At 54.8% G+C, this 25018-nt stretch carries 20 protein-coding genes; 10 read left to right on the top strand and 10 right to left on the bottom strand.

Annotated features, from left to right (window positions below; all coding sequences use genetic code 11):
• Nucleotides 1-1254 precede the first annotated feature (1254 nt).
• Nucleotides 1255-2604 carry an FAD-dependent oxidoreductase gene (locus ACZ5C7_RS03565; RefSeq protein WP_464375231.1) on the bottom strand — a complete coding sequence of 450 codons (1350 nt, stop codon included), beginning with the start codon at nt 2602-2604 and terminating at the stop codon, nt 1255-1257.
• Between the two features lie 219 nt (nt 2605-2823).
• Between ACZ5C7_RS03565 and ACZ5C7_RS03560 the strand changes: the two genes are divergently transcribed.
• On the top strand, nt 2824-4314 hold the full coding sequence (locus ACZ5C7_RS03560) for an aldehyde dehydrogenase family protein (protein WP_464375230.1): 1491 nt from the start codon (nt 2824-2826) through the stop codon (nt 4312-4314).
• A 671-nt stretch (nt 4315-4985) separates the two neighbouring features.
• Here ACZ5C7_RS03560 and ACZ5C7_RS03555 read toward each other — a convergent pair.
• The 6 genes from ACZ5C7_RS03555 to ACZ5C7_RS03530 form a co-directional block, all read right to left on the bottom strand.
• A complete protein-coding gene (locus tag ACZ5C7_RS03555) occupies nt 4986-6092 on the bottom strand; it encodes a hypothetical protein (protein WP_464375229.1) in 1107 nt (368 codons plus the stop codon).
• Nucleotides 6093-6117: 25 nt separating this feature from the next.
• Complete coding sequence (locus tag ACZ5C7_RS03550) at nt 6118-6690, bottom strand: UGSC family (seleno)protein (RefSeq protein WP_464375228.1); 573 nt, start codon at nt 6688-6690, stop codon at nt 6118-6120.
• A 105-nt stretch (nt 6691-6795) separates the two neighbouring features.
• Nucleotides 6796-7155: a PhlB family protein gene (locus tag ACZ5C7_RS03545; protein WP_464375227.1), complete on the bottom strand. Its 360-nt coding sequence runs from the start codon at nt 7153-7155 to the stop codon at nt 6796-6798.
• A complete protein-coding gene (locus ACZ5C7_RS03540; RefSeq protein ID WP_464375226.1) occupies nt 7152-8273 on the bottom strand; it encodes a thiolase C-terminal domain-containing protein in 1122 nt (373 codons plus the stop codon). Before ACZ5C7_RS03540 ends, ACZ5C7_RS03545 begins: the two co-directional genes overlap by 4 nt.
• Nucleotides 8274-8278: 5 nt before the next feature.
• Nucleotides 8279-9499, bottom strand: a complete 1221-nt coding sequence (locus ACZ5C7_RS03535; protein WP_464375225.1) for a CaiB/BaiF CoA transferase family protein — start codon at nt 9497-9499, stop codon at nt 8279-8281.
• A gap of 266 nt (nt 9500-9765) precedes the next feature.
• Complete coding sequence (locus ACZ5C7_RS03530) at nt 9766-10674, bottom strand: NAD(P)/FAD-dependent oxidoreductase (RefSeq protein WP_464375224.1); 909 nt, start codon at nt 10672-10674, stop codon at nt 9766-9768.
• Between the two features lie 435 nt (nt 10675-11109).
• Here ACZ5C7_RS03530 and ACZ5C7_RS03525 point away from each other — a divergent pair, with 435 nt between their 5' ends.
• The 4 genes from ACZ5C7_RS03525 (at nt 11110) to ACZ5C7_RS03510 (ending at nt 15347) form a co-directional block, all read left to right on the top strand.
• Entirely contained in the window at nt 11110-11886 is a 777-nt protein-coding gene (locus tag ACZ5C7_RS03525; protein ID WP_464375223.1) for an IclR family transcriptional regulator, read from the top strand.
• A 478-nt stretch (nt 11887-12364) separates the two neighbouring features.
• On the top strand, nt 12365-13336 hold the full coding sequence (locus ACZ5C7_RS03520; protein WP_464375222.1) for a Bug family tripartite tricarboxylate transporter substrate binding protein: 972 nt from the start codon (nt 12365-12367) through the stop codon (nt 13334-13336).
• A gap of 8 nt (nt 13337-13344) precedes the next feature.
• Entirely contained in the window at nt 13345-13875 is a 531-nt protein-coding gene (locus tag ACZ5C7_RS03515) for a tripartite tricarboxylate transporter TctB family protein (RefSeq protein ID WP_464375221.1), read from the top strand.
• Nucleotides 13872-15347, top strand: coding sequence for a tripartite tricarboxylate transporter permease (locus tag ACZ5C7_RS03510; RefSeq protein WP_464375220.1), 1476 nt, complete (start codon nt 13872-13874; stop codon nt 15345-15347). The genes ACZ5C7_RS03515 and ACZ5C7_RS03510 overlap by 4 nt, the downstream gene beginning before the upstream one ends.
• A gap of 257 nt (nt 15348-15604) precedes the next feature.
• Here the strand turns inward: ACZ5C7_RS03510 and ACZ5C7_RS03505 are convergent, their stop codons facing one another.
• On the bottom strand, nt 15605-16945 hold the full coding sequence (locus tag ACZ5C7_RS03505) for an MATE family efflux transporter (RefSeq protein WP_464375219.1): 1341 nt from the start codon (nt 16943-16945) through the stop codon (nt 15605-15607).
• A gap of 549 nt (nt 16946-17494) precedes the next feature.
• Here ACZ5C7_RS03505 and ACZ5C7_RS03500 point away from each other — a divergent pair.
• Both ACZ5C7_RS03500 and ACZ5C7_RS03495 read left to right on the top strand, forming a co-directional pair.
• Complete coding sequence (locus tag ACZ5C7_RS03500; protein WP_464375218.1) at nt 17495-17887, top strand: DUF7344 domain-containing protein; 393 nt, start codon at nt 17495-17497, stop codon at nt 17885-17887.
• Nucleotides 17888-18048: 161 nt separating this feature from the next.
• Nucleotides 18049-19368: a methyl-accepting chemotaxis protein gene (locus tag ACZ5C7_RS03495; RefSeq protein WP_464375217.1), complete on the top strand. Its 1320-nt coding sequence runs from the start codon at nt 18049-18051 to the stop codon at nt 19366-19368.
• 144 nt (nt 19369-19512) lie between these two features.
• On the opposite strand, the gene ACZ5C7_RS03490 is transcribed toward ACZ5C7_RS03495, so the two are convergent.
• Complete coding sequence (locus ACZ5C7_RS03490; RefSeq protein ID WP_464375216.1) at nt 19513-19962, bottom strand: universal stress protein; 450 nt, start codon at nt 19960-19962, stop codon at nt 19513-19515.
• 180 nt (nt 19963-20142) lie between these two features.
• Between ACZ5C7_RS03490 and ACZ5C7_RS03485 the strand changes: the two genes are divergently transcribed.
• Nucleotides 20143-21318, top strand: coding sequence for an NAD(P)/FAD-dependent oxidoreductase (locus ACZ5C7_RS03485; protein ID WP_464375215.1), 1176 nt, complete (start codon nt 20143-20145; stop codon nt 21316-21318).
• A 529-nt stretch (nt 21319-21847) separates the two neighbouring features.
• On the opposite strand, the gene ACZ5C7_RS03480 is transcribed toward ACZ5C7_RS03485, so the two are convergent.
• Nucleotides 21848-22099, bottom strand: a complete 252-nt coding sequence (locus ACZ5C7_RS03480; protein ID WP_464375214.1) for a hypothetical protein — start codon at nt 22097-22099, stop codon at nt 21848-21850.
• Between the two features lie 404 nt (nt 22100-22503).
• On the opposite strand from ACZ5C7_RS03480, the gene ACZ5C7_RS03475 reads away from it, so the two are divergent.
• Nucleotides 22504-23022, top strand: a complete 519-nt coding sequence (locus ACZ5C7_RS03475) for a VOC family protein (protein ID WP_464375213.1) — start codon at nt 22504-22506, stop codon at nt 23020-23022.
• 23 nt (nt 23023-23045) lie between these two features.
• Nucleotides 23046-24986 carry an ABC transporter substrate-binding protein gene (locus ACZ5C7_RS03470; protein WP_464375212.1) on the top strand — a complete coding sequence of 647 codons (1941 nt, stop codon included), beginning with the start codon at nt 23046-23048 and terminating at the stop codon, nt 24984-24986.
• The last annotated feature ends 32 nt before the right edge of the window (nt 24987-25018 follow it).

Here is a 25018-nt window from a genome sequence, read left to right as displayed (position 1 = left end):
CGATAGTATGATCAATACCCAATCCAACACAAGTGAAAACACAAGCACTTCCGATAAGATTGTTGTTCGTAGGTTTCTCCACACCGATGGTGAAGTCGTCTCGAAGAATCAACTCGGCGCTGGCATCAAGGCACCAGCGTAGTATATCCATCAGATCGCTTTCGAAAATTCCTTCTACACCTCGCTGAACTCTCGCGACAAATACTTTGAGCTATTGTTGGGATTGAATCGGGGTACTGTCGTATCCATCGACCAGATTTGGATCGATACCGAACGTCGTGAATTTATCAGGAATTGTTCTGGTGTGAACATCACAGCCCGCTCGCCTATTAAGCGCGTCTCGAGGACTGTTTGACCGTGAAGTTTCGTCCGGTATTTACGGCCGGATCTATAGTTCCAAATCAGAATATACGTAGACATATATCAACGTAAACGCCCGATCGTATACAACTTTAATTTAGTATGTTGAGATAGTACACACTACTAGCGTGACGTGGCTATTAATCGATATTAGGCCATCCGATTATTTCGTTTTTATAACTGGCTCCTCTGATAACATTACAGTCATATGTTCGTATAATGTTGCCATATCGAAGCTACATTCACTAGATGATCCGGATATATCGAAACACCGGCACAGTCTAGTTCAAATCCTTCCCAGCAGACATTCAGCCATTTGAGGCTGGATTCTTCCAAATCGGAGTAGTAATGGTATCTCAACCGTCTCAGCCGTCTGCCGGCGCTGGTTGGACAGCAACCAGAATGGATGGAAGTGATCGATTTGTACGAGATAGTTCGAGACCGCTTTTCGATGTGATTTCGATCGCGGTGTTGAACTGGCCGCTTACTCTCGACGAGTGAGAGAATTAGCTAGCCATCATCCACGAAAAACGCTGTTTCGCCGATTTCGTGTTTCTGTTGAAGTCGGTGAAAGAACGCGGTCCTCAAAAATCTTGATTGCTAATGTGCAAACGAGGGCGCGCAATTCACGTTACTGGGCAGTGTTAAATCGAGACTGAAGGAGATAAAGTTCCTTCTATCAAGTCGTGGCTGTAGTGTGAGAAGAGTTCTATAACACCCTCGAATTAATACGAGACGAAGGGGAGACGCTCGAGTAGCGCGATCACCATCACTTCACCCGATACGGTCTCACTTTACAATCGTGACGAACGACTCGTTTTCAACGCTAAAAGGGTTGATCGAGTGGTCGAGACCCGTAACACGTGACGGCCTCGCCGAGGGCGACAACAGCACTCACCCTTCGAATTCCAGGTTAGCGTGGAGGCGTTGTTGAAGTGCGTCAATGTCAACTTCGTGAACTGGTTCCGTCCCAGCGAGATCCAACGCGTGGGCCGCAGCCGCCCCCATCGCAATGCAGGGACCCATGACTCGAATGGCAGAAAGCGCGTGCGTATCAGCGTCTACGCACCGTCCTGCCGCGACGATGTTGTCCGCTTTGGCGGGAATCATACACGAAAGCGGAATGTAGTAGACGTGCCCCCAATCGAACTGCTCGAGGTGAAACTGCTCTTCGGAGTCGTGGAGTTCGACCCACCAGGCCGCTCTCGCCACCGCGTCGTCGGGTCGCTCGCCCGATCTGAGTTCGTCGACGGTAAGCTGATCACGGCTCTTGATCCAGCGCGTCTGACGGATTCCCGGATCGCCATAGGAACGGACCCGGACGTCCGCAAATATATCGGGAAACTCCGCGCGGAGAAACTCGACGACGTTGTCCACCTGCCGTCGGCCCTCGAAGACCATCTCCGCGTACCCCGACGGGTCGACTGGCGTCTCCATGTGGGTGATGTTAGCGAGGAGAAATTCCGAATTGGGATGATGGATCAGCTGGCCGTCCTCGCGAACGAGTCCGTACTCATCGCCGACTTCCGCTAGACGTTCGTGAACTTCCTCGACCGCTAACTCGGAGACTGCTTCGGTGTCGTACCCCTCCATCGTGAAGCTCAACGTTCCGTAAACGGGAGCCGTCGGTTCCCGCATCTCCAGTCCCGCTTCCCAGGTTAGGCTTCCGTCGCCGGAGGCGTCGACGTACCCGTCCGCCTCGATCCGGACCGGTCCGAAGCGGTTGACGCAATCGAGGTGCTGAACCCTCCCGTCCTCGAAGGCGACGTCGGTCAACACCGTTCCTAACAGCGTCTCGATTCCCGCCTCAGCAACGGCGCTTTCCATCCACCGGGCGAGTCGAACCTCGTCGTACTGGTAGATGTTGGTCTTAAAATAGCCCCCGGTGCGTTCGACCATCGCGCCCTCGTCGAGGAGGTCAGCGACCATGTCGTCGGCGATGCCGTGAGTGAGCTGTCGGGGATTCTCGCCGTGATCGTAGAGGCCGATTATCGTGCCGATGATCGAGTTGACAGCCTGGCCACCGATCGACGAGGCGGCATCGACGAGCACAACCTCGTTGCCGGCTCGAGCGGCTTCGAGTGCGGCAGAGACGCCGGACACACCGGCACCTAAGACGCATATGTCCGCCTCGAACGTCTTCCGTGCCGGCCCCTCCTCGCGGCGAGCGGTTCGAGTATCGATGTCCTTTGGAGGACCCTTCGGCGTCTTGATTTCTTCGGGCGGATCGATATTGTTTGACATAGGTATTAACTACCGTGGTTATAAGTAACGTCGGTTAGTGAAATAACTTTTGACAGGCGCAGCTAACTACCGCTTGCTACTCGATCGCAGTACAGCACGATTACGAGCGATGTACACTCATTCGACGAGACATCACGGTAGTTGAAGTTCGGCATTGTTCCGGTAATACTCTCCCCTTTCTGCCCAATTTTACAGTATTATACCATTTAGTAAAGCGCCATGTCGAACGACCTAACGATCGATGACGACTGGAACGCGCTGTATATCGATGGCGACTGGGTCTCGAGCGAAGAGGGAGAGAGCCTCGCCGTCGAGGACCCATCCACTCGCGAGGTAGTAGCGGAAGTTCCGTCCGCGACTGAAGCGGACGTTGACGCGGCGTACGAATCCGCGGCTGCCGCCCAAGAGGAATGGGGCGAACAACCGCCTGCACAACGTCAGGCGGTTATCCAGCAGCTCATGGAGGCCGTCGACGAACACAGCGACGAAATCGTCGAACTACTCACCGAAGAGGTCGGTGGCACCCACGTCATGGGCCATACGTCGATCCACATCGCGAACGATCACGCCGGCGAGGCGGCGACGCTCCCACGTCGGATGAAGGGCGAACACGCCGATTCGAACATCCCCGGGAAGGAGAACCTCCTCAAGCGCGGACCGAAAGGCGTTGTGACGGTGATTTCGCCGTGGAACTTCCCGCTGAATCTATCGATGCGCGCGGTGGCACCCGCGATTGCGGCGGGCAACAGCGTCGTTTTGAAACCCGCTACGAATTCCCCAATCACGGGCGGGCTGCTGTTCGGAAAACTCTTCGAAGAAACGGACCTTCCGGACGGGGTCCTCAACATCGTGACGGGCCGGGGCTCCGAAATCGGCGATTCGGTCGCCAGCCACCCCGAGAGCGACGTCGTTTCGTTCACCGGATCGACAGAGGTCGGACAGCACGTCGCGGGACTCGCCGGCGAGAACCTCGCCGTTCCGGCGATGGAGCTCGGCGGGAACAACGCGTTCATCGTCACTCGCGACGCCGATCTCGACAACGCGCTCGACGCTGCGACCTTCGCGTCGTTCGTACACCAGGGACAGGTCTGCATCTCCATCAACCGTCACATCGTCCACGAGGATATTTACGACGAGTACGTCGAGCGCCTTACCGAACGTGCAGAGGAACTTATCACCGGAAGCGCACATAAACCCGATACGGATGTCGGTCCCATTATCGACGAATCGCAACGGGACGAAATGCTCGAGTACGTCGAGAGCACGATCGAGGCCGGCGCGACGCTCGAGACGGGCGGGGAAATCGTCAACATCGACGGTGTAGACGACTCGCTGATTGTTGCCCCGACCGTACTGTCGGACGCGACGAACGAAATGTCCGCCGCGTGCAACGAGCACTTCGGCCCGATCGCACCGGTGATTCCGTTCTCCGACGTCGACGAGGCGGTCGAAATAGCGAACGATACCGAGTACGGCCTCTCCGGTGCCGTCCACGCCGACGATCTCGCGGTCGCAAAGGATATCGCAGAGCGGATGGAAACCGGGAACGTTCACATCAACGATCAACCCATCAACGACGAAGCGCACGTGCCGTTCAGCGGTATCGGCGCGTCCGGAATGGGTTCGTACAACAGCGACGCGTTCCTCCACGAGATCACGGAGACGAAGTGGATCTCCATCCAACACGAGCCGCGAGACTACTCCCTATAACGCCGCGGTCTCGAGAGATGAGCCGAATCGATTGCCCGCGGTTATCGCCCTATGTATCCGTCTACTCTCGCTCTGACTCCGTCGATCTCGAGTTCGCTATCTAACCGAGCGTTCCGCGTTTTTGAAGTGGTGAAATGGTTAGATGTCTGATCGGTTCCGAAGCTCGTTCCCGCTAACTCCGTTGGCGCAGCGTTTCGTATCCATCGAGTACCTCGATTTGTCGACCGATGTGAAGGGGTTCCGCTGTGAATTGAATCACCACGACTCGAGGAGAATTTCATATTTTGAATTACCATCTCGAGAGAGTTTGAACGCGGACATGCTAGCGTAGCACCGCTAACAAATTGTATCGATCAAGAGACCAGTAGAGTTAACGCGTCTACTAGTAGCGTACGGAACATTCAGATTATTCGTCGACGTTCAACCGACTTCCTATCTACGGGTTGGAGCGGCACATGCACGATTTGAGAGCGTGAAACGACTTTTCGATCGGGACGTATTCGACGGAGTCGAGTTCATCGCTAAATTCCACCCTGACGGATACAGTCGGATACCAGTAAATATCAACGGATAAGATGCTCTTAGAGGGAAATTTCCTTCACACAGGCTCGACCTGATCACCTGACAAACCGGTCGGCTAGACGCTGCCGTTCGGAAATTTTGCTGGGGCCTTAATCGTAGAATTGGGAGTTATCGACCCACTCGCGTTCGACCGTATATTCTTCGAGAAGGTCGTCCCAGTTGTCGGGGTACGTTATCTGTTTGGTCACCGGTCCGCCGATAGAAGGTCCTATCGTCGCGTTGACTGTCCCGGGACCGCCGATGGTGAGGATATTCAAACACTCGGGGTCCGAAATCTGGGGCAGTTGGAGATTCGGAACGGGTCCCGAATTCTGTTGTTCTAATTCCCTATCCTGATACTTGCCGCGAGCGTATTTAGAAGCGGGCAGATACGAATTCTCACAGATATACTCTTTTACGTCTTGTTTTGAGAATCCCGCTTTGCTTAACTGCTCAGCGCTATACGGGCAGATAATCTGCCACACGGTCTTTGCGCCGTTATCCCTTTTCGATGCGGTCATGTACGGGTCCATGTGATCGACCATTCCTTCGAGGATATACTTCGGATCGTTTCGATACGGTGTCCAACTAATGAAACAGCTCGGCCCCGCGAGTGTTATCGTGCTCTCGTTCGACTCGTACCCTTTCGACGTATGATAGGGGTCCCACGGACTCTCCTCCTCATTTTCGCCGGCGAGCAGGCTGAATTTGAACGGATTGCCGAGTGTCGCCATGTCCTTTTCACCTGGCTGGATCCGAGTCGTATTCTTGTAAGCGAGTCCGAGCGCTCGACCGATCGAACGGTTAGCACGGAATCCCGGACCGAACGCGCCACTTCCGGATTGAATATCGATATCGTTGCGTATGGGTCCGTTGACGGTCCAAAAATAGGACCACCCGGTGGTGCTGACCGAAAACGCCATACTGTTTGATGCAGGGTCGGTCAGTGCTCGTGCACCGGCTAGTAAAACGGGCATGTGGATAGGGAGACAGCCCGCCATAACCGCATTCGTCGCAAGTCGCTCGACAGTGAGCGGGTCGTCGTTGTTCCCAAGACGACCGATAACGTCGTCGGACGGACGGTCCGTTCCGGTGAGCATTTCCTCAACTCGGTCGTCAGTAGGCGGAACGACCGGAAGCCCGTCTGTGGTCCCCTTCTTGTACAATAAATCGTTTATTTCCCCTAACGACTGTTCATTTTGTGATTTTTCGGTCATGTTTGATTGAGTTTCCGTGTATCGTCTATTCGGACGCCGTCATCCCTTTCTCTTTCTCGCTAAGCGGACGAGTCAGCTCAGCTTCAATAGCATCAAGCGTCTCGGGGGTGAGCTTTTCTGCGATTAGCTCTGGGTCACGAACCTCCGAACGAACCGCGTTTTTGTTGTACCGAAGGACCATTCCCCGCTCGATCGCGTTCGATTGCCAATCTAGTTCGAACCCCTCATCGATGAGACCGACTGCCGGGACGCCAGCTGCTTCGATCGTCTGTATCCCCCACGTAAGGAACTTTGTACACGAACCGCAATCCCCGATCGCCCCGATGCACACGTCTATCTCGTCGTTCGCCCAGTCTTCAATCTGGGACAATTTATCCGGGTCCTGCACCTGTCCTTTCGTCTCTAAGGAAAACGATTTGAACGTCGCGTCTTCAAGCCTCTCATCTAATTTTTCTTGTAAAACTTCCAATACGGGCTCTGCGGCCATTTTCCCGTTGTCGTATAATCCAATTCGTTTCCCCTCGAGACCGTCGGTCCGGGGAGATAACGGCGTAATATCCGTCGAACCCGCCGGTGACATTGGATTTGAGATATCCATGATACTACCGTTATCTCTAGTCGGTTAAAAAGATTATGTCACATGTATTATGTTCAGACGACCGTCATACCGGACGACACAACGAGGAGAGACGAGTGTCACCTGCTACACCGAGGTGAGACGCGGACCCATAAACTCGTCTCCGTCTCGGAGTCGGTGTTCTCCCGTGAACGTAACTCGAGAGCCGACTTCGGCGACATCGTCGGCCAATTGTGCTATCAAGGTTAGGTCACCAAATCGGACGAGTCCGAGGGCGTTCGGAGTGCGAACGTCGGGTGGGGTCATCGAAACCTCGGTCCGCACGACCAGTTCGCCGTGAGAGAGTTTATACGTTTCAACCTCGTTTTTCGCGCAGTTAGGACAGCGGCTCCGCGTATAGTACCACCGATGTCCGCAGTTCTCACACGAAAATGCGTGGTCGACGGGGATCGTCTCGTCTGCGGGGGTTGCATTCGATTCACTCATGATTCCAGAAGGGTGCAGACACTGTTGTTACCAAATCCTGCGACGTTAACCGCGAAACTGGTCGTTGCATCCGGGACCTGCCGGTTATCCGGCAGATCACCACGCAATTGCCACGTCAACTCGATTATTTGAGAGAGACCGGTCGCACCGAGCGGGTGGCCGCGCGCTTTTAGCCCGCCGCCCGGATTTACCGGCAGTTCGCCCTCGAGTTGGGTTTCGCCGTTGAGCGTTGCTTCCCAGGCCGTCCCTCGGTCGTAAAACCCGAGCTCTTCGAGCTCCAATAATTCGAGAATCGTAAACGCATCGTGGATGCACGCGACGTCGACATCGCGAGGGGTCAACCCCGCGCGGTCGAACGTTCGCTCGCCAGCGGTTCGGACGCTTTCGATCTCGAGAAGATCCGTTCGATCCGCCACGGCGTGAGTTCCCGTCGCACTACCGATACTCGTAACCTTCACGCCATCTCCGCTCGAGAGGACGAGTGCCGCAGCACCGTCCGACATCGGACAACAGTCGTACAGCCGCAGCGGATCAGCAACGACCGGTGATTCAAGCGCCTCTTCGAGCGTGATCTGTTCGCGAAACTGAGCGATCGGGTTGTCCGCTGCATTTTTGTGGTTCTTTACCGCAACCGTCGCAAGCGCATCACGGGGCGCGTCGTATCGATCGAGATACGCGCTCGCGGCCAGCCCACCAAATGACGGCAGAGTCAAACCCTGTACGTACTCTCGCTCGTGAACGAGTTGACTAATGGACTCGGTTACGTCCGACGTCTCTCCGTGAGACATTTTCTCGACGCCGACGATGAGTGCGACGGTAGACTCGCCACTAGCAACCGCTTCGACACCACGATGTGCGGCGCTTGCTCCGCTCGCACTCGTATTCTCGACGCGATCGGCACGAACCCCCTCCATACTGAGGGTGGACGCCAATGCGTTCCCGAGACCGGACCGAGTTCCGAGGGCGTTACCAACGTGGATCGAAGTGACGTTGCTCGATGAGAGTTCGCAATCATCCAGGGCTCGTTTCGCCGCGGTAGCCGCGAGCTCGAGGATCGATCGGCCAGCGGCACTTTCAAACTGAGTGATTCCAACGCCGGAAATCGTTACGCTCGTCATCCGACTCACTCACCGCCGCGATACTGATCGCCAAAAACGCCGCTTTCTTTCATCGCACTGAGCGTTTCTTCCGAGTACCCCAATTCCAGAAGGATCTCTCGGTTGTGTTCTCCGAGTTGCGGCGGCGGCAGATCGAATCCAGAATCAGCGGTATCGAATTTTAGTGGGTGTTCGACCGTCGGAACGGTCCCGAGTTCCGGGTGCTCGAGTTCGGTCAACACGTCGCGTGCGTTCACCTGTGGATTGTGCAACGCTTCTTCGACATCGAGCACCGGCCCTGCTGGGACGCCGCCCTTTTCAGCGATGATCTCGACCCATTGGTCGGTAGTTTTCGTCCGAAGGGTCGTATCGATTTCGCACTCGAGTTCGTCGAGGTGTTCGACGCGGTCGGCGTTCGTCTCAAACCGCCCGTCTGCGAACAAGTCCGGCCGGTCGATCGCCTCGCACAATTCGCGCCAAAGCTTGTCGTTGAGGACGCAGACGTTAATGTAGCTGTCCGCCGTCTCGAACGTCTGGTAGGGAGCAAGGACCGGGTCTTTTGTCCCCATTCGGCGAGTGTCCTCGCCGGCGAAAACTTGTCCGGCCTGTTTGGTAAGCCACGGAATCGTGGCGTCGAGCATACTCAGATCGATATATTCGCCGTCGCCAGTCAGCTTTCGTCGATACAGAGCGGTCGTTACGCCGAACGCGGCCCACATTGCCGTAATGAGGTCCGTCATCGGTAACCCGACTTTGAGAGGCTGTCGTCCCGCTTCGCCAGTAACGCTCATGATCCCACTCATTCCCTGAACCAGAAGGTCGTATCCTGGCCGTTCTCGCCACGGGCCCGTCTGGCCAAACGCAGAGATAGCAAGGTAGATGATGTCTTCGTTGTGTTCTTTGATGGTTTCGTAATCGACATCGAGACGCTCTGCGGTTCCCGGTCGGAAGTTCTGAATGAAAATATCCGTCTCTTCGACGAGTTCGTACAGTAGCTTCTTCGCTCGCTGATTCTTTATGTCGAGTTCGAGACTTCGCTTCCCGTAATTCACCGTCCAGTAGTACGGGGATTCGTCCTCGATGAACGGCGGTCCGGAGTGGCGGATCGCATCGCCGTACGCTGGCTGCTCTACCTTGATAACCTCGGCTCCCTGATTCGCGAGCATCTCCGAGCAAAACCCTCCGGTAACGAACGTCGAAAGGTCCAATACTGTTATTCCGTCTAACGTTTTTTGTTGAGTATTCATGTTAGTTTCGTCTAAACGCTGTCTCGATTGCGACGAAGTGGGCATCACGACGGCTTCGTGACCGCACACCAAAACCGGCACTAGTAGTAACACCGGCACTAGTAACCCGACTCACGATCGGTGATGCGCCCAGCAGTACCTAAACCCACCGATGGTTGGGCCCTCGAAGTGCAAGTCGCCTGCTCTATTCGCTGAGAGCAGGGAAGAGTCTCGGTCAAATTGCGGTGTTCGTCCGGGGATCGAATCGAACACCTGTGGAACAGACATCATTCGGTTACGATATCGGCAACCGCTCGAACTGCGACAGACGCATCGCCGACAGCCGACACGATATTTCGGGCGGAATGTCGTCGAATGTCTCCCACTGCGAATATTCCGTCGACGTTCGACTCCATTTTGTCGTCCACCTTGACGTACCCGTCCTCGTCGAGCGGGACGGTATCCTCGAGGAATTCTGTATTCGGTTGGACGCCGGCGTAGGCGTAGAGACCGCCAACTTCTTCGGTCCACTCGGCACCGGTGTCTGTCTCTCGGAGTTCGATCGAATCGAGAACGTTTTCCGCACCGTCGACGGCCGTAATTTCCGTCCCGGTATTGACGGTGACGTTCGACTTGCTCGAGAGTTCATCGCGGAGGGACTCGTCCGCGGTCACTTTCGAACCCGGATCGATCACGATCACTTCTGTAGCGAACGTAGCGAGGTGAAGCGCGTCAACGATCGCGTGGTCCGTTCCCCCTACAACTGCCACGACTTCGTCCCGATACAGCGGCCCATCACACGTGGCGCAATGAAAAATACCCTGTCCGTGGAACCGGTCCGCCCCGGGAACGTCGAGCAGTTTCGGCCCCCCGCCGGTCGCAAGGATAACGGCGTTCGCCTCGTAGTTGCCGGACTGCGTTCGAACGATGTGGGGCTGTCCAGGGACGATGTCTTCGACTTCGGTGAGGAGCACCTGTGAATCGTATCGATCCAACGCCTCGATCAGGGTAGAACGAAGCTCCGTTCCCGGTACGCCGTCCGGAAATCCAGGGTACCCTCGTATTTCGTGTCGATTGACTAACTCTCCCCCGATACTTTCTTTTTCGAAAAGGGACGCTTCCAGTCCGTGTTTTCCAGCGTAGATGCCAGCCGTCAAACCGCCGGGACCAGTTCCGACGATGATCACATCGCTCACGCGCTCATTCGACGTCGTCGACTCGTCTGTTGAGCGTCGAGCTGTCGATTGGTTCACCATGTGTGTGGTTTGGTACTGTGTTACTTGGCTCTTGCTTTCCACAGCGCTATTTATTATGCACCGCTCGAGTTTCGATTCGTCGACGGCTCGATTCGCGTGGCGTCCGTCGTACGGATCGAACGATCACGTCAGAAGGTATCGATTGTACGAACCGCGCGAAACGATTATTCGGGTGGGCCGAGACATCCCTCGTTACTGTGGGGAGCCGAAAGGCGAGACGAAACGGACGTCCCATGACGGAACTTGCGGGCGTCTCGCGCAGAGAACAATTTAGCTCCCTCCTCTTCGAGTCGAAGATTCGGACAGTTTCACTCGAGAGAGGAGGTGATAAAACCAAAAAGTTATTCGAGATAGCGGGATGTTGTATGGATACGAATGACACGGAAGGTCAAATCACGGGCGAAAACGACTGAAACCACCTTCGCAGTCGTCGACGCGTTAATGGAGTTAAAGGGGGCGACGATCGACGAACTATCCGACTATATGGGATTGGCACCGAGTACGGTCCATCGCCACCTGGTAACCCTACGAGAACACAATTACGTGACGCTCGATGGGAATACGTACACAGTCGGCCTCCAATTCCTTACGATCGGTGGATACGCGCAGCGTCAAATTCCGGCGTACAACATGATAAAGGAGAAGGTCGACTTTATGGCCGACGAAACCGAAGAGCGGGCGCAGTTCATCGTCGAAGAAAACGGGGAACGAGTGTATCTCTACACCGAAGTCGGGCAGAGTGCGGTCCAAACGGGAGCGCACATCGGAAAACGAGGACCCCTTCATACTAGCGCCGCCGGAAAAGCTATTCTGTCGGAGTTGCCACGGTCGCGCGTGAACCAGATAATCAAAGAACGGAAACTATCGAGACAAACGCCGCACAGTATCACGACTCGAGAACAGCTTTACGAGGAGTTAGATCTCATCGCTAATCGCGGTTATGCGACCAACAAACAAGAGACGACAGAGGGGGTTCACGCTATTGGCTCAGCAGTTACTAATTCCAATAATGAACCCATCGGAGCACTAAGCGTGTCGGGACCTGCAAATCGAATTACCGAGGAACAACTCCACGACGAGTTACCTCAACTTATCTTGGGAATTGTTAACGAGTTAACCCTCCATATCGAACATGCTATCGAAATGGATTGAGGCGTTCGAACGAGTAACGTGAGAATCACCATTACCGAAGCAGAAGGACGAACTTCCGACATTATTGTATGCGTTTTACCAACTAATATATTAGCTTTATGAACAGATCCGAATACGTGAGACGGTATTTGGTATATCTCCACCTAGGTAGGCAAGATATTTACACCAGTATTATCGTAATGAATCAGGGTGAGATTGGATCCAATCCGCTAGTACATATAATATCCGAGTATACGGGATGGCAAGTGCGTCCCGATGCAATCACAAGCGTGGACGATCGACCGGAAACTGCATCAGCGAGTCTTATGAACGTGTACACGGCAACAACCGGTGTCTCGACATGATCATCTTCTCAACGCGCCATACTGAAGGCTTTGAGAAGGATAAACGAAAATTAGTCTACCGCTTGCAAGGAAGAGCATCGGTAATGCTGTGACCGAAGCTTTTATACCTTCTTAGGGGAGTTCCATAATTGACCATGACGTTAGCACGACGCAGTGCACTTAAAAAAAGCGGAGCGGTTATTGCATCGGTAGGTATCGGAACGACTGCTGGCTGTATCGCACAAGAGGGCGGGGGTGAGGGGGAGTACCCTCAAGAAACGATTACGTACTTAGTTCCAGCCCCTGCTGGAGGGGGGATGGATTCGTACGCGCGCACGTTGGGACCAGAGATATCCGACAGTTTAGGCGTGCCGGTACAGATCGAGAACAATCCAGGGGGCGGTCAGTGGAACGCGCTCGGTTCGCTAGCTACCAGTGAACCGGATGGGTACACGGTTTCGGCGGCTATCGTTCCTGGGGCGGCGGTAAACGCGATGGTCGAACCCCCGGATGTCGACATCGACGATATCGGATTTGTCGGCGGGATGGGGGTCGAACACAGTCTACTCGTTACCAATCCCGACCTCGATCAATTCGAGAACGATATGGGTGCCGCGTTCGATGCGGCCGAAGACGGCGAGTACACACAAGTTTCCGTCGCAGAAGGAACGATGGAATACGTGTTACCCACCCTTGCACCGTTCGAACCCATCGCGTACGGTGGTTCGGCCGAACAAACGCAAGCCGTGATGAGCGGCGAGGTACCGTTCGGAATTTCGTCCGAAGAAGGCGCGTTGGATCTAGTCGAAGAGGGATCCCTGGTTCCAGTCGGCGTTCTCTCGAGCGAACGGATCGATACGTTCCCCGACGCTCCAGCTCTCGTGGACGATCTCGGCTATGAATCCATCGATTACGCATCCCAGCTACTTCGACCGCTTATGATTCACACCGATACGCCCGACGATCGAAGGGATCTACTCGAGGAAACGCTTCAGGACGTGATCGAGTCGGATATTATCCAAGATTGGTCAGATGACACGGGACTGGACATCGAATACCTCTCGTCCGAAGACGTTACCCAGTCCTGGAACGATGCATTTGATCAATTAGAACAGTTCATCGACTAGCTCAATACATGAATTTCGACATGGAGGCGTTAAAACGGATTGACGACGAAAGAACGATAGCGCTCCTCTTTTTACTGGTTGCGACATACATGTTTATTGGGAGTTATTCCTATTCGGCTCGAGCGGCGACGTGGCCTCGGTTTATCGCACTAGCGACGATATGTGGTAGTATCTTGGTTCTCTTTCAAAATCACTTACCCGGCCTGATCCGGACGCTAGTTCAAGAAGAGTATCAAGCGATCGAAAGAGACGAGGACATGAGCGACCAAGCTGTAGACGACAACGTAACGTTTAATTCGAGATATGCGGTTTTGACTACGGCACTAATAGTCGGATTCGGGATCGCGATCGTCCTGTTCGGGTACGTGGTCGCGACGGTGTTCTTCATTTCGATGTATACCTACTACTTTGATATGGATGTCCGATATTCGGCGGTTATTCTCCTTGCTTGCTTGGGAATACTGTACGTCGTCGGTCCCTCGTTGAATATACCGATCTTCGAGGGACTGGCCGACGTAATCCCGCGGGTGACAGTATGATTGAAAGCCTCGTCGATGGACTGTTCCTGTTGTTTAGTTGGCCGGTTATCTTCTTTGCGATTCTCGGCCTCCTGTTCGGAATAATCGTCGGGATAATTCCCGGTATCGGACCCGCCGTTGGAATGACGCTTTTGCTCCCGTTCACGGTGGTTCTCGACGGGCCATCTGCGATCATACTGCTAGTCGGCGTCTACATGGGCAGCGCATACGGTGGCAGCGTTTCGGCGATCCTCATGAACGTGCCGGGGACGGCGGCGTCTGCGGCTTCGACCTTCGACGGGTATCCGATGTCTCGGAAAGGACTCGCGTTGAATGCGCTTGCAGTTTCTGCGACCGCTTCCGCAGTCGGAGGGGTACTCGCAGTTGTCCTCATATTCCTCTCGACGCCGTTCGTAACGGAGCTAGTTCTGTTGATCGGGTCTCCAGAGTACGTCCTCGTCGCCTTTCTTGGCCTTTCGATGATCGTCATCGTCGCGCGAGGCTCGATCGTTAAAGGGCTCACGGCTGGAATGATCGGAATACTACTCGCGACGTTCGGACCGGCGGAGGCTACTCCCGAAGTCCGTTATAATTTTGATTTGATGATACTATATGACGGAATCAGTCTAATCGCCGTCATCATAGGGTTGTTTGCGATATCCGAAATGATCAAGTTATCAGGTGAGTCGGGAGGGATAGCAAATTCGACGGCCGAGCTTGGCGGATCGATATCTGAAGGTGTCGGTAGAGTATTCCTCGAACCGATAACCACGATAAAATCGGGATTGATCGGTACGCTGATCGGTGCTATTCCCGGCGGCGGCGCTTCGATGGCTAATTTCATTTCGTATGCGGAGTCGATGCGTGTCAACAACGACTCGGACACGTTCGGTGATGGAGACGTGCGGGGGTTGATTGCCGCAGAATCCTCGAACAACAGCGCTGTTGTCGGATCGTTCATCCCAACGCTTTCACTTGGTGTTCCCGGAAGCGTGCTCTCGGCGATTCTACTGGGCGCGCTATTGATGCACGGAATTCAACCCGGACCCAACATGTTTAGCGGCGATTTAGATATCACGTTCAGCATCTACTTCTCATTACTTCTCGGAGCAGCCATAATTATCCCGCTAGTTGGATTATTATTCGTAACTCGACTGGGATTCATTACGAAGGTCGACACTGATTATATCGTGCCACCTATAGTTGTCTTAACCCTATTTGGGGTGTACGCAGTACGGTTTAATTGGATCGATATCTTCATCGCGATCCTCATGGGTATAGTCGGATACTTCATGGTAAAACACGGGTATTCGATAATAGCACTCCTACTCGGAATGATACTCGGTCCGATTGCAGAGGACAATCTCCACAGAACGCTCCAGCTATCGGATGGTTCGTTGTGGATCTTCGTCGAAAGTGCGACGGCGAAAGTGATGGTGATAGCGATTGTTTTCTTCTTGGCAAGTCCGCTTATAGATAAATATATGAGATAGCCTCCTTTTCAGATTTTATTTCGTGCGCCAGACGGGCAGAATCGGATGGGGAGCTGTAAGTTCTCTTTCCACCGGTAGTAGAGAACTCCACGGACGGCTTCCTTGCGAAACAGAGACATCTAGATCCTTCGGCACAGATGAACGAGTGGCAGCCAACTGATCGAGTCGATGGATATCGCCCCGAGATTCCTCTCCGACGGGACGTATCGAATACGGCCGATGGTGGTACCCGCCGATCAATCGGTGCGATATTGGAGTCACTCCATCGTTTTGCGGTCCTCTTCGGCTTTCGTTCGCTCGGCCATCATGGTAGCCGCTGCCTCCGCCCATCCGCCCCACAAAAATCCCGCCCCGACGATTATGGCCCACGATACGTAGGTGAGAACCATTCCAACGTACACGCCAGGAAGACCGTATTCGAGCGAGACGCCGAGGAAATACGAGAGTCCGAGCATGAACACGAACGCACCAACGAATCGAGCGTAAAAGGGAGTCCGAGTATCTCCCGCTCCCCGCAACGCCCCGGCGAGCGGGAAAAAGAACCCCATGAAGAACAACGAGACGGCAAATACACGAGTGAACGCGATCGCATATTCGACGGTCGTGGGGTCCTGCGTAAAGACGGCCACTAACGACCTTGCTCCGACGAATAGGACGACCCCGGCACAGCCCAGAGAGAGAATACTGAGGAGCAAAATTGCCGTAGCGGAGCGTCGGGCTTCGACGGGACGTCCCTCGCCTAACGTCTGGCCGATTATAATGCTCGAAACAGTGCCGAAGGACCGATATATCGGGCCCGTAAACTGCTGGTAGATTCGTCGAGCAATATGATACGCGGCGTTCGCTTCAGTTCCAAAAAGTAGTATGAGAGCGTTGAACGGGAAGTTCACGACGGAAGTGCTCATTCCTTCCGCGAAGTTTGGGGCGCTTATCGCGATGAGCTGGCGAGTAACCGTGATATCCTTCGGTCGAGCGAGCGACGGTCGTGTCCGGTCACTCGCGATTGCCCCCACGATCGCGAGCGCTTCGAACGTTCGACTGATCGCGGTGGCAATACCGACACCGACGATACCGAGAGATGGGGCAACCCACACGCCAAGGCCCAAACTAACCGTCAGAAAAATATTCAGGAAATTTGCGCACCCGTTTACGAGCATCGGAGTACGCGTGTCGCCGGTCCCCTGTAACGAGCGGGCCCCCACGAGTCCGACAATCCGCATCGGCGAAGCGGCGAAAATAATCATCAAATAGAGCCCACCTAACTGGACGACCGCTGATTCGGCTCCGAGAAGGTCGATCAATGCGTAACTGGAGAAAGAACCGACGATAACGAGCGGAATCCCGCATAAGGCACCAATCAGAAGCGCCTGCGTGATGGCTCGGTCACGGGTGCTGGTGGCGTCTCGGCCGGTATCCTGACTGGAGAGGGCAATCGCACCGGTACCGAGACCCATTCCGGTTCGGAGCGGGATCTGTGCGTAGAGATCTGCGAGTCCGATTGCAGCCACAGCGGCCGGAGAGAATAGTCCCGTAACGATGATATCGACCGTTCTCATGAGCGTGTTGAGCAACTGCTCGACCGCAACCGGCCACCCCAACGAAAAGGCTCGTCGCCAGATAGAAAACAGTCGGCTAGAAGAGATAGACACTACCTATTCGTACACAGACCAGCGATAACAAACTATTGGTATCGGAAACCTGGCGTGTCGTGAAGTCAGCGGATGACGGTGACACCGCTCGCGTTGGTGCGGTGAGTGGCCGGTCACGCTGATTTTCGCTGAGCTACTTGATAGGGGTCGTCACCGCGTGGAAACCACGACGCCATCCATCTCAACTCACTGCCGTCGATACAGACGGAATCGTTCGAAGAGTCAAACAGTATCAGAGAGCCGGGAAGCGTCGATCAGCGACCGATTACAACGGTCAACGTGCTTGGGAACCCGCTACGGTTTACCCGTCGACTCGCGGGGTTTGATACTCCGCACAATCGCTCGAATCGAGTTCGTCACGTGGTAAAATTCTTTGGTACCATCAAATTATCGTCTATTCCGGATTACCGCTGTGATAGGTTCAACACCGCGATTTACTCGACAACGAGTCCTTAACCCATACATAGGTTTATTAATATAACTAAAGAGAACACACACATGACGACAAACAACCACCGTGAAAACGCGGAAAGACGGATACCAAGCCTTCCGGTGTCCGACGGCGCTCAGCGTCTCAATTTGATTTTCACGGCTCTTTCCGACACGCGCCGCCGACGCGTTCTCCAGCACCTGACGGACACAAAGCGAGCGTCAGTAACCGAAATTGCCCGACGAATCGGTTCGTGGGAAAACGAGTGCCCGCGGAAAGCGATTCCCGAGACGTCCCTGACCGAGGTCGAGGCTTCATTGCACCATGTCCACCTCCCGGTGTTACGTGATGCAGCGCTCGTCGAATACGACGGACGTGCCGCAGTCGTTCCGAATCAATCGCTTCCTGCAATAGTTGAAATCTGTCTCGAGCACTGCACTCCGGTGAATACCGCCGATTAGCGTACCGAGTACGGCCCGTTAACTATTGCTCACGAGCACACGTTCCAATCCGCATACGCTACGGTACGTCGTTTCTGGATAACTGAACAGCGCGAACCCGACGGGCTCGGAATCACCCCGTGGCCGATAGATACTTACGAGTACTCTCTGAAAAAGCCATAATGACAAATAGAGATACATTGTTACAACCAACGAGCGGTGATCACGAGAAGGAAATAACGAAACTACGCAACGAACGCGACTTTTGGCGGAGCCTTTTCAACGAGTTCGTATCGGAGTTTCCCGAACCCGCCATGGTTATCGACGACGAGGGAACGATCACACACTGGAACGAGGCTCACGTCGAAATGACCGGAATCAGTACCGAAGAGGCGGTCGGAAACGAAGCGATGGACATCCTCGGAACTGACGACGTGGACGAAACGTTAGCGGAAGAAATCGCTCGGACCGGAGAACCCGTTCGAGAGGATCAAATTCGGTCGGCGAAGAACGACGGCGAAGAGTGGCACATCCGGGCGGCAGGGACGCCGCTTCGAACGCCCGATCAGACGTCCATCGGAGCCTTCGAGTACGTTTCGATCGTTACCGATATCATCGAACAACGAAAGGAGGTCGAACGAACCCAGGAAAAGATCAGCGAAACCGTCGATAAAGCCGCGAACGAACTGCTTTCGGCGGCCGAAACGAGCGCCGAAAGGAGCGACGAAGTCGATGAACTCGCCGGCGAACAGATCGAAGCTCTCGACGAGGTTCAAGGAGAAATGGAGGCGCTCTCGGCGACCGTCGAGGAGATATCAGCAAGCGCCGAAGAGGTTAGCACCCAGAGTAACACTGCGGCCGATTTGGCCGTCGAGTCCGAAGAGGCGACGCAAGAAATCGTCTCGATCATCGCCGAGGTGAGAGAGGCCACTGATACGCTACTAGAAAATAGCCGCGACCTCGAAAAGCGGATGGAAGAAATCGATACGGTCATCGACGTGATCGATAGAATCGCTGACGAGACCAACCTACTGGCCGTAAACGCGAACATTCAGGCGGCACAGGTGGATACGGGGGCGGCCGGATTTAGCGTCGTCGCCGACGAGGTCAAGGAACTCGCCGATCAATCGAAAGAAGAGGTAAACGAGATCGAAGAGATCGTCGACGAGATACGGACGAACACCTCCGAAACGATTCGCAACGTCGAGCTGACGAGCCAGCGGGTCAACGAGGCGAACGAGCGCGCTCACGCCGTCGACGAAAAACAATCCGAGATCAAGTCCGCTATCGAAGAAGCGAGCACGGGCATTGACCAGATTGCCGGCGCAACCGACGACCAAGCAGTCACGACGGAGGAAGTCGCGAGCATGCTTGGAACGTCGGTCGATCAGATCAAAAACGTCGCGACCAAAATCGAGTTACTCGCGGAAACAAACGAGGAGCAGATACAGAAGGTTCGTAAAGTCCAGGACGACGTCCACGGTCTCAAGTCGGACCTGTGATGTACTGGAACTCGAGGGTGTAACAGGCGGAGGGCACAACACATGAGACCGAATAGATCGATATTCTACTGTACCTTTCTTTCTCGAACCGACGGTGAAAATGGAGGAGAGCCTCTCACGATCCGCAGCTGTTTGGACTGCGTGTTACTCGATCATGGTCGTTACAACCGGCCACTCCGACTGGAGCAGAATATCTTGCGTGACGCTTCCGAAAACCGCCTTTCCGATCGGCGTGCGTTGCCGGCCGCCGATGACCAGATATCGAGGGTCGATCGATTCGGCTTCCGTGAGGATGGCCGTGGCCGGGTCGCCTACTCGCCCTGCCATCTTCACTCTCTCGTACTCGTACTCGTCCAGAACCTGCTCGACAATGCGCTGGCTGAAGCGAGCTGCACTTTCTTCTTCTTGGTTCAGCGAGAAGTCCTGAAAGCCGTGTGATTTCCGCTCGATCTCCGCTTTGTGTTCTTCGAAGTCCGCTTCGGGAATAACGTGGAGAACGACCAACTCCTCGTCGTGCTTCACCGCCAGATCGTATCCGATCGAGACGATTTGCGCTGATGAATGTTCTTCGCCGATTGCTGCGAGTACTGTCATACCACCAATTTTGGGCAATATTATAAGAAGTTTTCCCCGAGCATGTGAAGTTACGCGCCTATTTCGGTCTGACGGAAGGTCGCGTCGGGCGTACCGTCGAAGTCGTTTCGGCGTGTTTCGAGAAGTACGCGGGTTTGCAAAACGAAAAACGATATAGGTGTCGTTCGCGAACAGGTGTCTATGAGCGATCAGCGCCACGCCAACAGTGGTTCGAGACGGCTCAGTGATAACCGCACAGCCCGCGACACGATTAATCGCCGATCCGCTACTGGAGACACCCGATCAGAGACGACCGCGGTCACGGATGGCGGACAACCGCTCGAGAGCGAACACCGAAAGCTCATCATCGCCGGGACGGGAATCGCCGGGCTGACGGCCGCGATCTACGCCGGCCGCGGCGACAACGATCCGCTGGTCATCGAGGGCGACGAGCCCGGCGGTCAGTTGACCCTGACGACCGACGTCGCGAACTACCCGGGCTTCCCCGACGGCATCGGCGGCCCCGAGCTGGTCAACAACATGAAAGAGCAGGCCAGGCAGTTCGGCGCCGAACTGAAAAACGGCATTATCGCCGACGTCGACGCTTCGAGCCGTCCGTTCCGCGTCGAGTTGACCAACGGCGATGTCTACACGGCCGACGCCGTCATCGCCGCCTCCGGCGCGAGTGCGCGGACGTTGGGCGTTCCCGGCGAAGAGGAACTGATGGGCTACGGCCTCTCGACGTGTGCGACCTGCGACGGCGCGTTCTTCCGCGACGAGGACATGCTCGTCGTCGGCGGCGGCGACGCCGCCATGGAGGAAGCCTCGTTTCTCACGAAGTTCGCCGACACCGTCTACATCGCCCACCGCCGCGAGGAGTTCCGCGCCGAACAGTACTGGGTCGACCGCGTCCACGAGCAGGTCGAGGACGGCGACATCGAGATCATGAAAAACACCGAACTCCTCGAGATCCACGGCTCGCCCGAAGAAGGCGTCGACCACGTCACCCTCGCCCAACACGACGCCGGCCACCCCACCGACCGACTCGACGATCCCGAAACCGACCAGTTCGAGTTCGACGTCGGCGCCGTCTTCTTCGCCATCGGCCACACGCCGAACACGGAGTACCTCGAGGGCACCGGCGTCGAGATGGACGCCGACGGCTACCTCAAGACGAACGGCGGCGACGGGGCCGGCCAGACCGAAACCGATGTCTCCGGTATATTCGGTGCCGGCGACGTCGTCGACTACCACTACCAGCAGGCCGTCACCGCCGCCGGCATGGGGAGCAAAGCCGCACTCGACGTCGACGAATACCTCGAGGACCTCGACCGAGTTGCCGACCCGGGTACGCTCGAGGCCGCGACGAACGACTAACCACCGATCACGAATCTCCCTACTTCTAGCGAACCCGTCTCGAAGAAGACTGTTCACATCGTATTGAGCTACTTCTCCTCCAAGCGGTCTCCGGAACTAGATCCGAATAAATCGGACTTACACGATCCAGCACCGATTTCAGTTGAACCAGTTCTATAGGGGCTAAATGACTCTCGAGACCCATTTGTCTCCATCAAATGATTTGTGCTATTGTTTCCCATTCACATTTGGGTTAGAATACCATTGTATCAAGATATACGGCTTATTTTTACAGCTGTACTATTGTCATAATTTCCATCTGGAACTGGGGCAGTATAATATCTTTAAGTATTCTATATGAATTTTACTGCTATAGACTTTAACATATATTTAAAGAATATGTAAATAATTGACAATATCAAATGGCGATCCGAGATGCACAATCGGTAGTTCCCATCGAGTCAAGGGGTAGTCAGGACTGACAAGGTTACATTCTCAGAAAGCGCCCAGGTGGGTATTGTGCAGTTCATATGCCATCCAGACGCCGTTCTTACGGCCTCTTACTTGAAAGCTTAGCGCTTAATCTCCTCTCGGAGATTCCGATTCCCGGAGTCGAAACTGTGGCTTCGGCTCCGGGATCATCCGGCAGACGCCCCTCCAAGCCGCTGTCGATCAGAAATCTACCAAGGCTGATACTGACAGCACTCTCGGGACGTACTCCGACAACTACACGCTGGCTCAGCTTCATACCGTTCCTGCTGCTGAACTCGACCGCGTCGTTAACGACCTTTTCGTCTAGCATGCGGCGATGATCCTCGGGCCGGGATAGAGGATCATCTGCCTCGACTTCGTCGATCTCGATGTGCTATTGCTGCGGTCGTCACGGGATCCAAATCCACACCGACCGCGGTTACGTGAGCAGGTAAAGTCAGTCGAGTTCTGGTAACGAACTCGCCTGACGAGGCGGGCCGAACCGGCCCGACTGTATAGCGATGGTTCTGGAACGGCGGCGCACTCGCGCTCGTGAGTGCGCCGCCTTTGCCAAGAGACACGGCGGAGCGTTGCGTGGCGTTCTGGGCCAGCAGTCATCGCAGGACAAGCGCGCTCAGATTCGACGCAATCTCGGCACAATCCTGGTCTCAGACAGTCACTAAACTAGAATGGATGGGGTAAAGACCTAAGTCCCCTTCCACCAAAACAATAGTGATGGTTGGAGTGAAATACTCTCACGTCACAATCGTAGTTGACGACCTCGACGAGACCGCCGAATTCTATCAGGAGGTCTTCAACGTCGAGGAGTTACCGACGCCAGACTGGGACATCCCCGTTAGGTGGTTCGGCATCGGCGATGCCCAGTTACACCTCCTTAATGACTCCTCGTCTCCAGCAGAGGTCAGTCACTTCGCGCTGCACGTCGACGAGTTCGAGCCTGTCTATGAGGGAGTTCGCAACTATGACAGTGCTACTGTAGAACCGTTCACTGACCGGACTGGTGCCGAGATTGTCGACGGCCACCAACCAGTTTACTATCTCCCCACAGGGACCGTGCAGTGGTACATCCGCGATCCCTCGGGGAACTTGATCGAGATCAATCATCCCGGGGTGGACGAAATCGACGAGTCGGTTGTCCCCAACATCGTCGAGCGCCAAGACGTGGAACCGAACGACGGCCCCCATCCAGGTGACATATATGGGGAATTCGGCGTCCAACCCGGAGACGACTGAGGAGTGGGCACGCACGGCCGAGCGTGGTCCGATCTGGCGCAGTCTTGTCCTTTGAGATACTGTCTGACTCGAACCCAACAGTCGTGATCGTCGAGTATCGATTCAGCACATCTCGCAGTTTATCATATACAATCCAAATGTTTATTATTCATGAACTAATCGGTATGGCCATGGTAGAAGATACCACAACAGAGCAGAGTATTGATCGGCGAACCTGCTTAGCCTCATTGGCTAGCGCTGGTGCGGTCTCGGTTGGAGGCTGTGTTGGTGGCGACGATTATGACGGTGGAGAACGTGTCCCAGAACTCTTCATCGAATTCGCTGAAGGGCTCGGGAACTTTTCAGAGATACAACGAGATATGGCCGATATTACCGCGAATAATTTATCGGATCGGCTCGGAATTTCTGTTGAGCCCCGTGCGAAGGAATTCCTTACGCTTTACGAAGAACGGACCCATGACTCACGCAACGCACACCTGTACACGGATGCGAACAGTCCCAGCCCTGGTAACTTGGACCCGACCACTCTCGGGGACCAGTACCACATCCAGTATGCGGGTAACGTAGACGGATACAATCCGACTCAGTACCACAACTGTGAATACTCACAGCTCATGGAGGATGCGCGCTTCGCCGAGACCGAGGAGGAATTCGAAGAAGCGACGACGGAAGCTATGCAGATATTCTCCGAGGACATCGGCCAGTGGCTCACAACGGCGTTGATGGCGTATGAGGCGGTGAATACGGACCATATCGTCGCTGACGAGGAGCTGTTGGGCGAGCAGGGAATTAGCGGATACAACTACGATTTCAGGACCAATCTGGAGGCGGCGGGGGATGTCACCCCGTCAATAGAAGTCGATGGGATCACGTTGCGGACCAGAAACCACCCGATGATCGATTTTCCCAATCATTCGGATTGGGCGAACCTGATCTATTCGCCGTTATATAGGCGCGACCAGAACTACGATCTTCAACCTGTGCTCGCGGAGGACAGCGAAGTCACTGACGAATTCCGGACGGTCACGATCACCCTCAGGGACGCAACGTTTCACAACGGGGAACAGATCACTGCCGAGGACGTGAAGTACACGTGGGAACTCTACTACTCCCCGTACGATAACTATGTTGGGGCTGATACACTCTGGCCCATCGATTCGATCGAGGTGATAGACGAGCAAACGGTGGAGTGGAACTTCGCGGAATCGACGCCAACATTCATGGAACGGGGCGACATTACCGGCTTCGGCATTCTACCGAAGGATGTCTGGGAAGAAAAGTTGGATGGCGACTTCTCGAATCTCCCGAGTATATCGTTCGAGACGGACGAGGTAGTCGGATCGGGTCCGTATGAACTAGATACTTTTGAGGTAGAGCAGTTTGCGTTGCTGACGCCGTTTGAGGATCACTTCGAAACGCCGAATCAGGAACTTCGGTTACTCGGGTACACCGATGGACAGGCGGCTTACCGGGACTTCGAGCAGGGAGAACTCTCGGTATTCGCCGAACCAAGTGCGGGGCAGATTCGAGAGCTTGAAGAAATGGATCACGTGTATACCGGGTCGGGGGAGGCGATGTCCGCGTATCATATTTATCCGCAGATGAGTTTCCCACCGTTCCAATTCCGAGAGATGCGACTGGCGTGCTCCCAGGCACTCGATCGTGCGGAGATGAATGTGGTCGCACAGTACGGGGACTCCCATGCAATCCTCGAATCGAACATCTTCTCCGATACCAATCCGGAATACCCGGATGAAGGGATGACACAGATCGCGCCATCCCCGGAAGGTAGCGAGGAGATAGCTAGGGAGACGCTGAGTGACGCGGGGTATACATGGGACGGCGATGGGCGGCTGCGGTACCCCGAAGACAAGGATCTGACGCCTCGGTGGACACAGGGCGAATCGACGATGGACCACCCGGATGAGTGGCCATGTGTTGAGGAGATTCACGACGCATACTAGAATCGAATAATGTTCCGATACTCGCCACAACG

It is taken from the genome of Halostagnicola alkaliphila, assembly GCF_055379965.1.
Note: the sequence above shows the minus strand (reverse complement) of the source record. Positions and strands in the feature narration are given on the sequence as shown.

Coding starts and splice junctions, on each gene's coding strand:
- ACZ5C7_RS03490 (WP_464375216.1), bottom strand. CDS start 19,962: ATGACAGTACTCGCAGCAATCGGCGAAGAACATTCATCAGCGCAAATC.
- ACZ5C7_RS03540 (WP_464375226.1), bottom strand. CDS start 8,273: ATGACGAGCGTAACGATTTCCGGCGTTGGAATCACTCAGTTTGAAAGT.
- ACZ5C7_RS03545 (WP_464375227.1), bottom strand. CDS start 7,155: ATGAGTGAATCGAATGCAACCCCCGCAGACGAGACGATCCCCGTCGAC.
- ACZ5C7_RS03510 (WP_464375220.1), top strand. CDS start 13,872: ATGATTGAAAGCCTCGTCGATGGACTGTTCCTGTTGTTTAGTTGGCCG.
- ACZ5C7_RS03565 (WP_464375231.1), bottom strand. CDS start 2,604: ATGTCAAACAATATCGATCCGCCCGAAGAAATCAAGACGCCGAAGGGT.
- ACZ5C7_RS03475 (WP_464375213.1), top strand. CDS start 22,504: ATGGTTGGAGTGAAATACTCTCACGTCACAATCGTAGTTGACGACCTC.
- ACZ5C7_RS03525 (WP_464375223.1), top strand. CDS start 11,110: ATGACACGGAAGGTCAAATCACGGGCGAAAACGACTGAAACCACCTTC.
- ACZ5C7_RS03550 (WP_464375228.1), bottom strand. CDS start 6,690: ATGGATATCTCAAATCCAATGTCACCGGCGGGTTCGACGGATATTACG.
- ACZ5C7_RS03480 (WP_464375214.1), bottom strand. CDS start 22,099: ATGCTAGACGAAAAGGTCGTTAACGACGCGGTCGAGTTCAGCAGCAGG.
- ACZ5C7_RS03520 (WP_464375222.1), top strand. CDS start 12,365: ATGACGTTAGCACGACGCAGTGCACTTAAAAAAAGCGGAGCGGTTATT.
- ACZ5C7_RS03485 (WP_464375215.1), top strand. CDS start 20,143: ATGAGCGATCAGCGCCACGCCAACAGTGGTTCGAGACGGCTCAGTGAT.
- ACZ5C7_RS03500 (WP_464375218.1), top strand. CDS start 17,495: ATGACGACAAACAACCACCGTGAAAACGCGGAAAGACGGATACCAAGC.
- ACZ5C7_RS03535 (WP_464375225.1), bottom strand. CDS start 9,499: ATGAATACTCAACAAAAAACGTTAGACGGAATAACAGTATTGGACCTT.
- ACZ5C7_RS03560 (WP_464375230.1), top strand. CDS start 2,824: ATGTCGAACGACCTAACGATCGATGACGACTGGAACGCGCTGTATATC.
- ACZ5C7_RS03555 (WP_464375229.1), bottom strand. CDS start 6,092: ATGACCGAAAAATCACAAAATGAACAGTCGTTAGGGGAAATAAACGAT.
- ACZ5C7_RS03495 (WP_464375217.1), top strand. CDS start 18,049: ATGACAAATAGAGATACATTGTTACAACCAACGAGCGGTGATCACGAG.
- ACZ5C7_RS03515 (WP_464375221.1), top strand. CDS start 13,345: ATGAATTTCGACATGGAGGCGTTAAAACGGATTGACGACGAAAGAACG.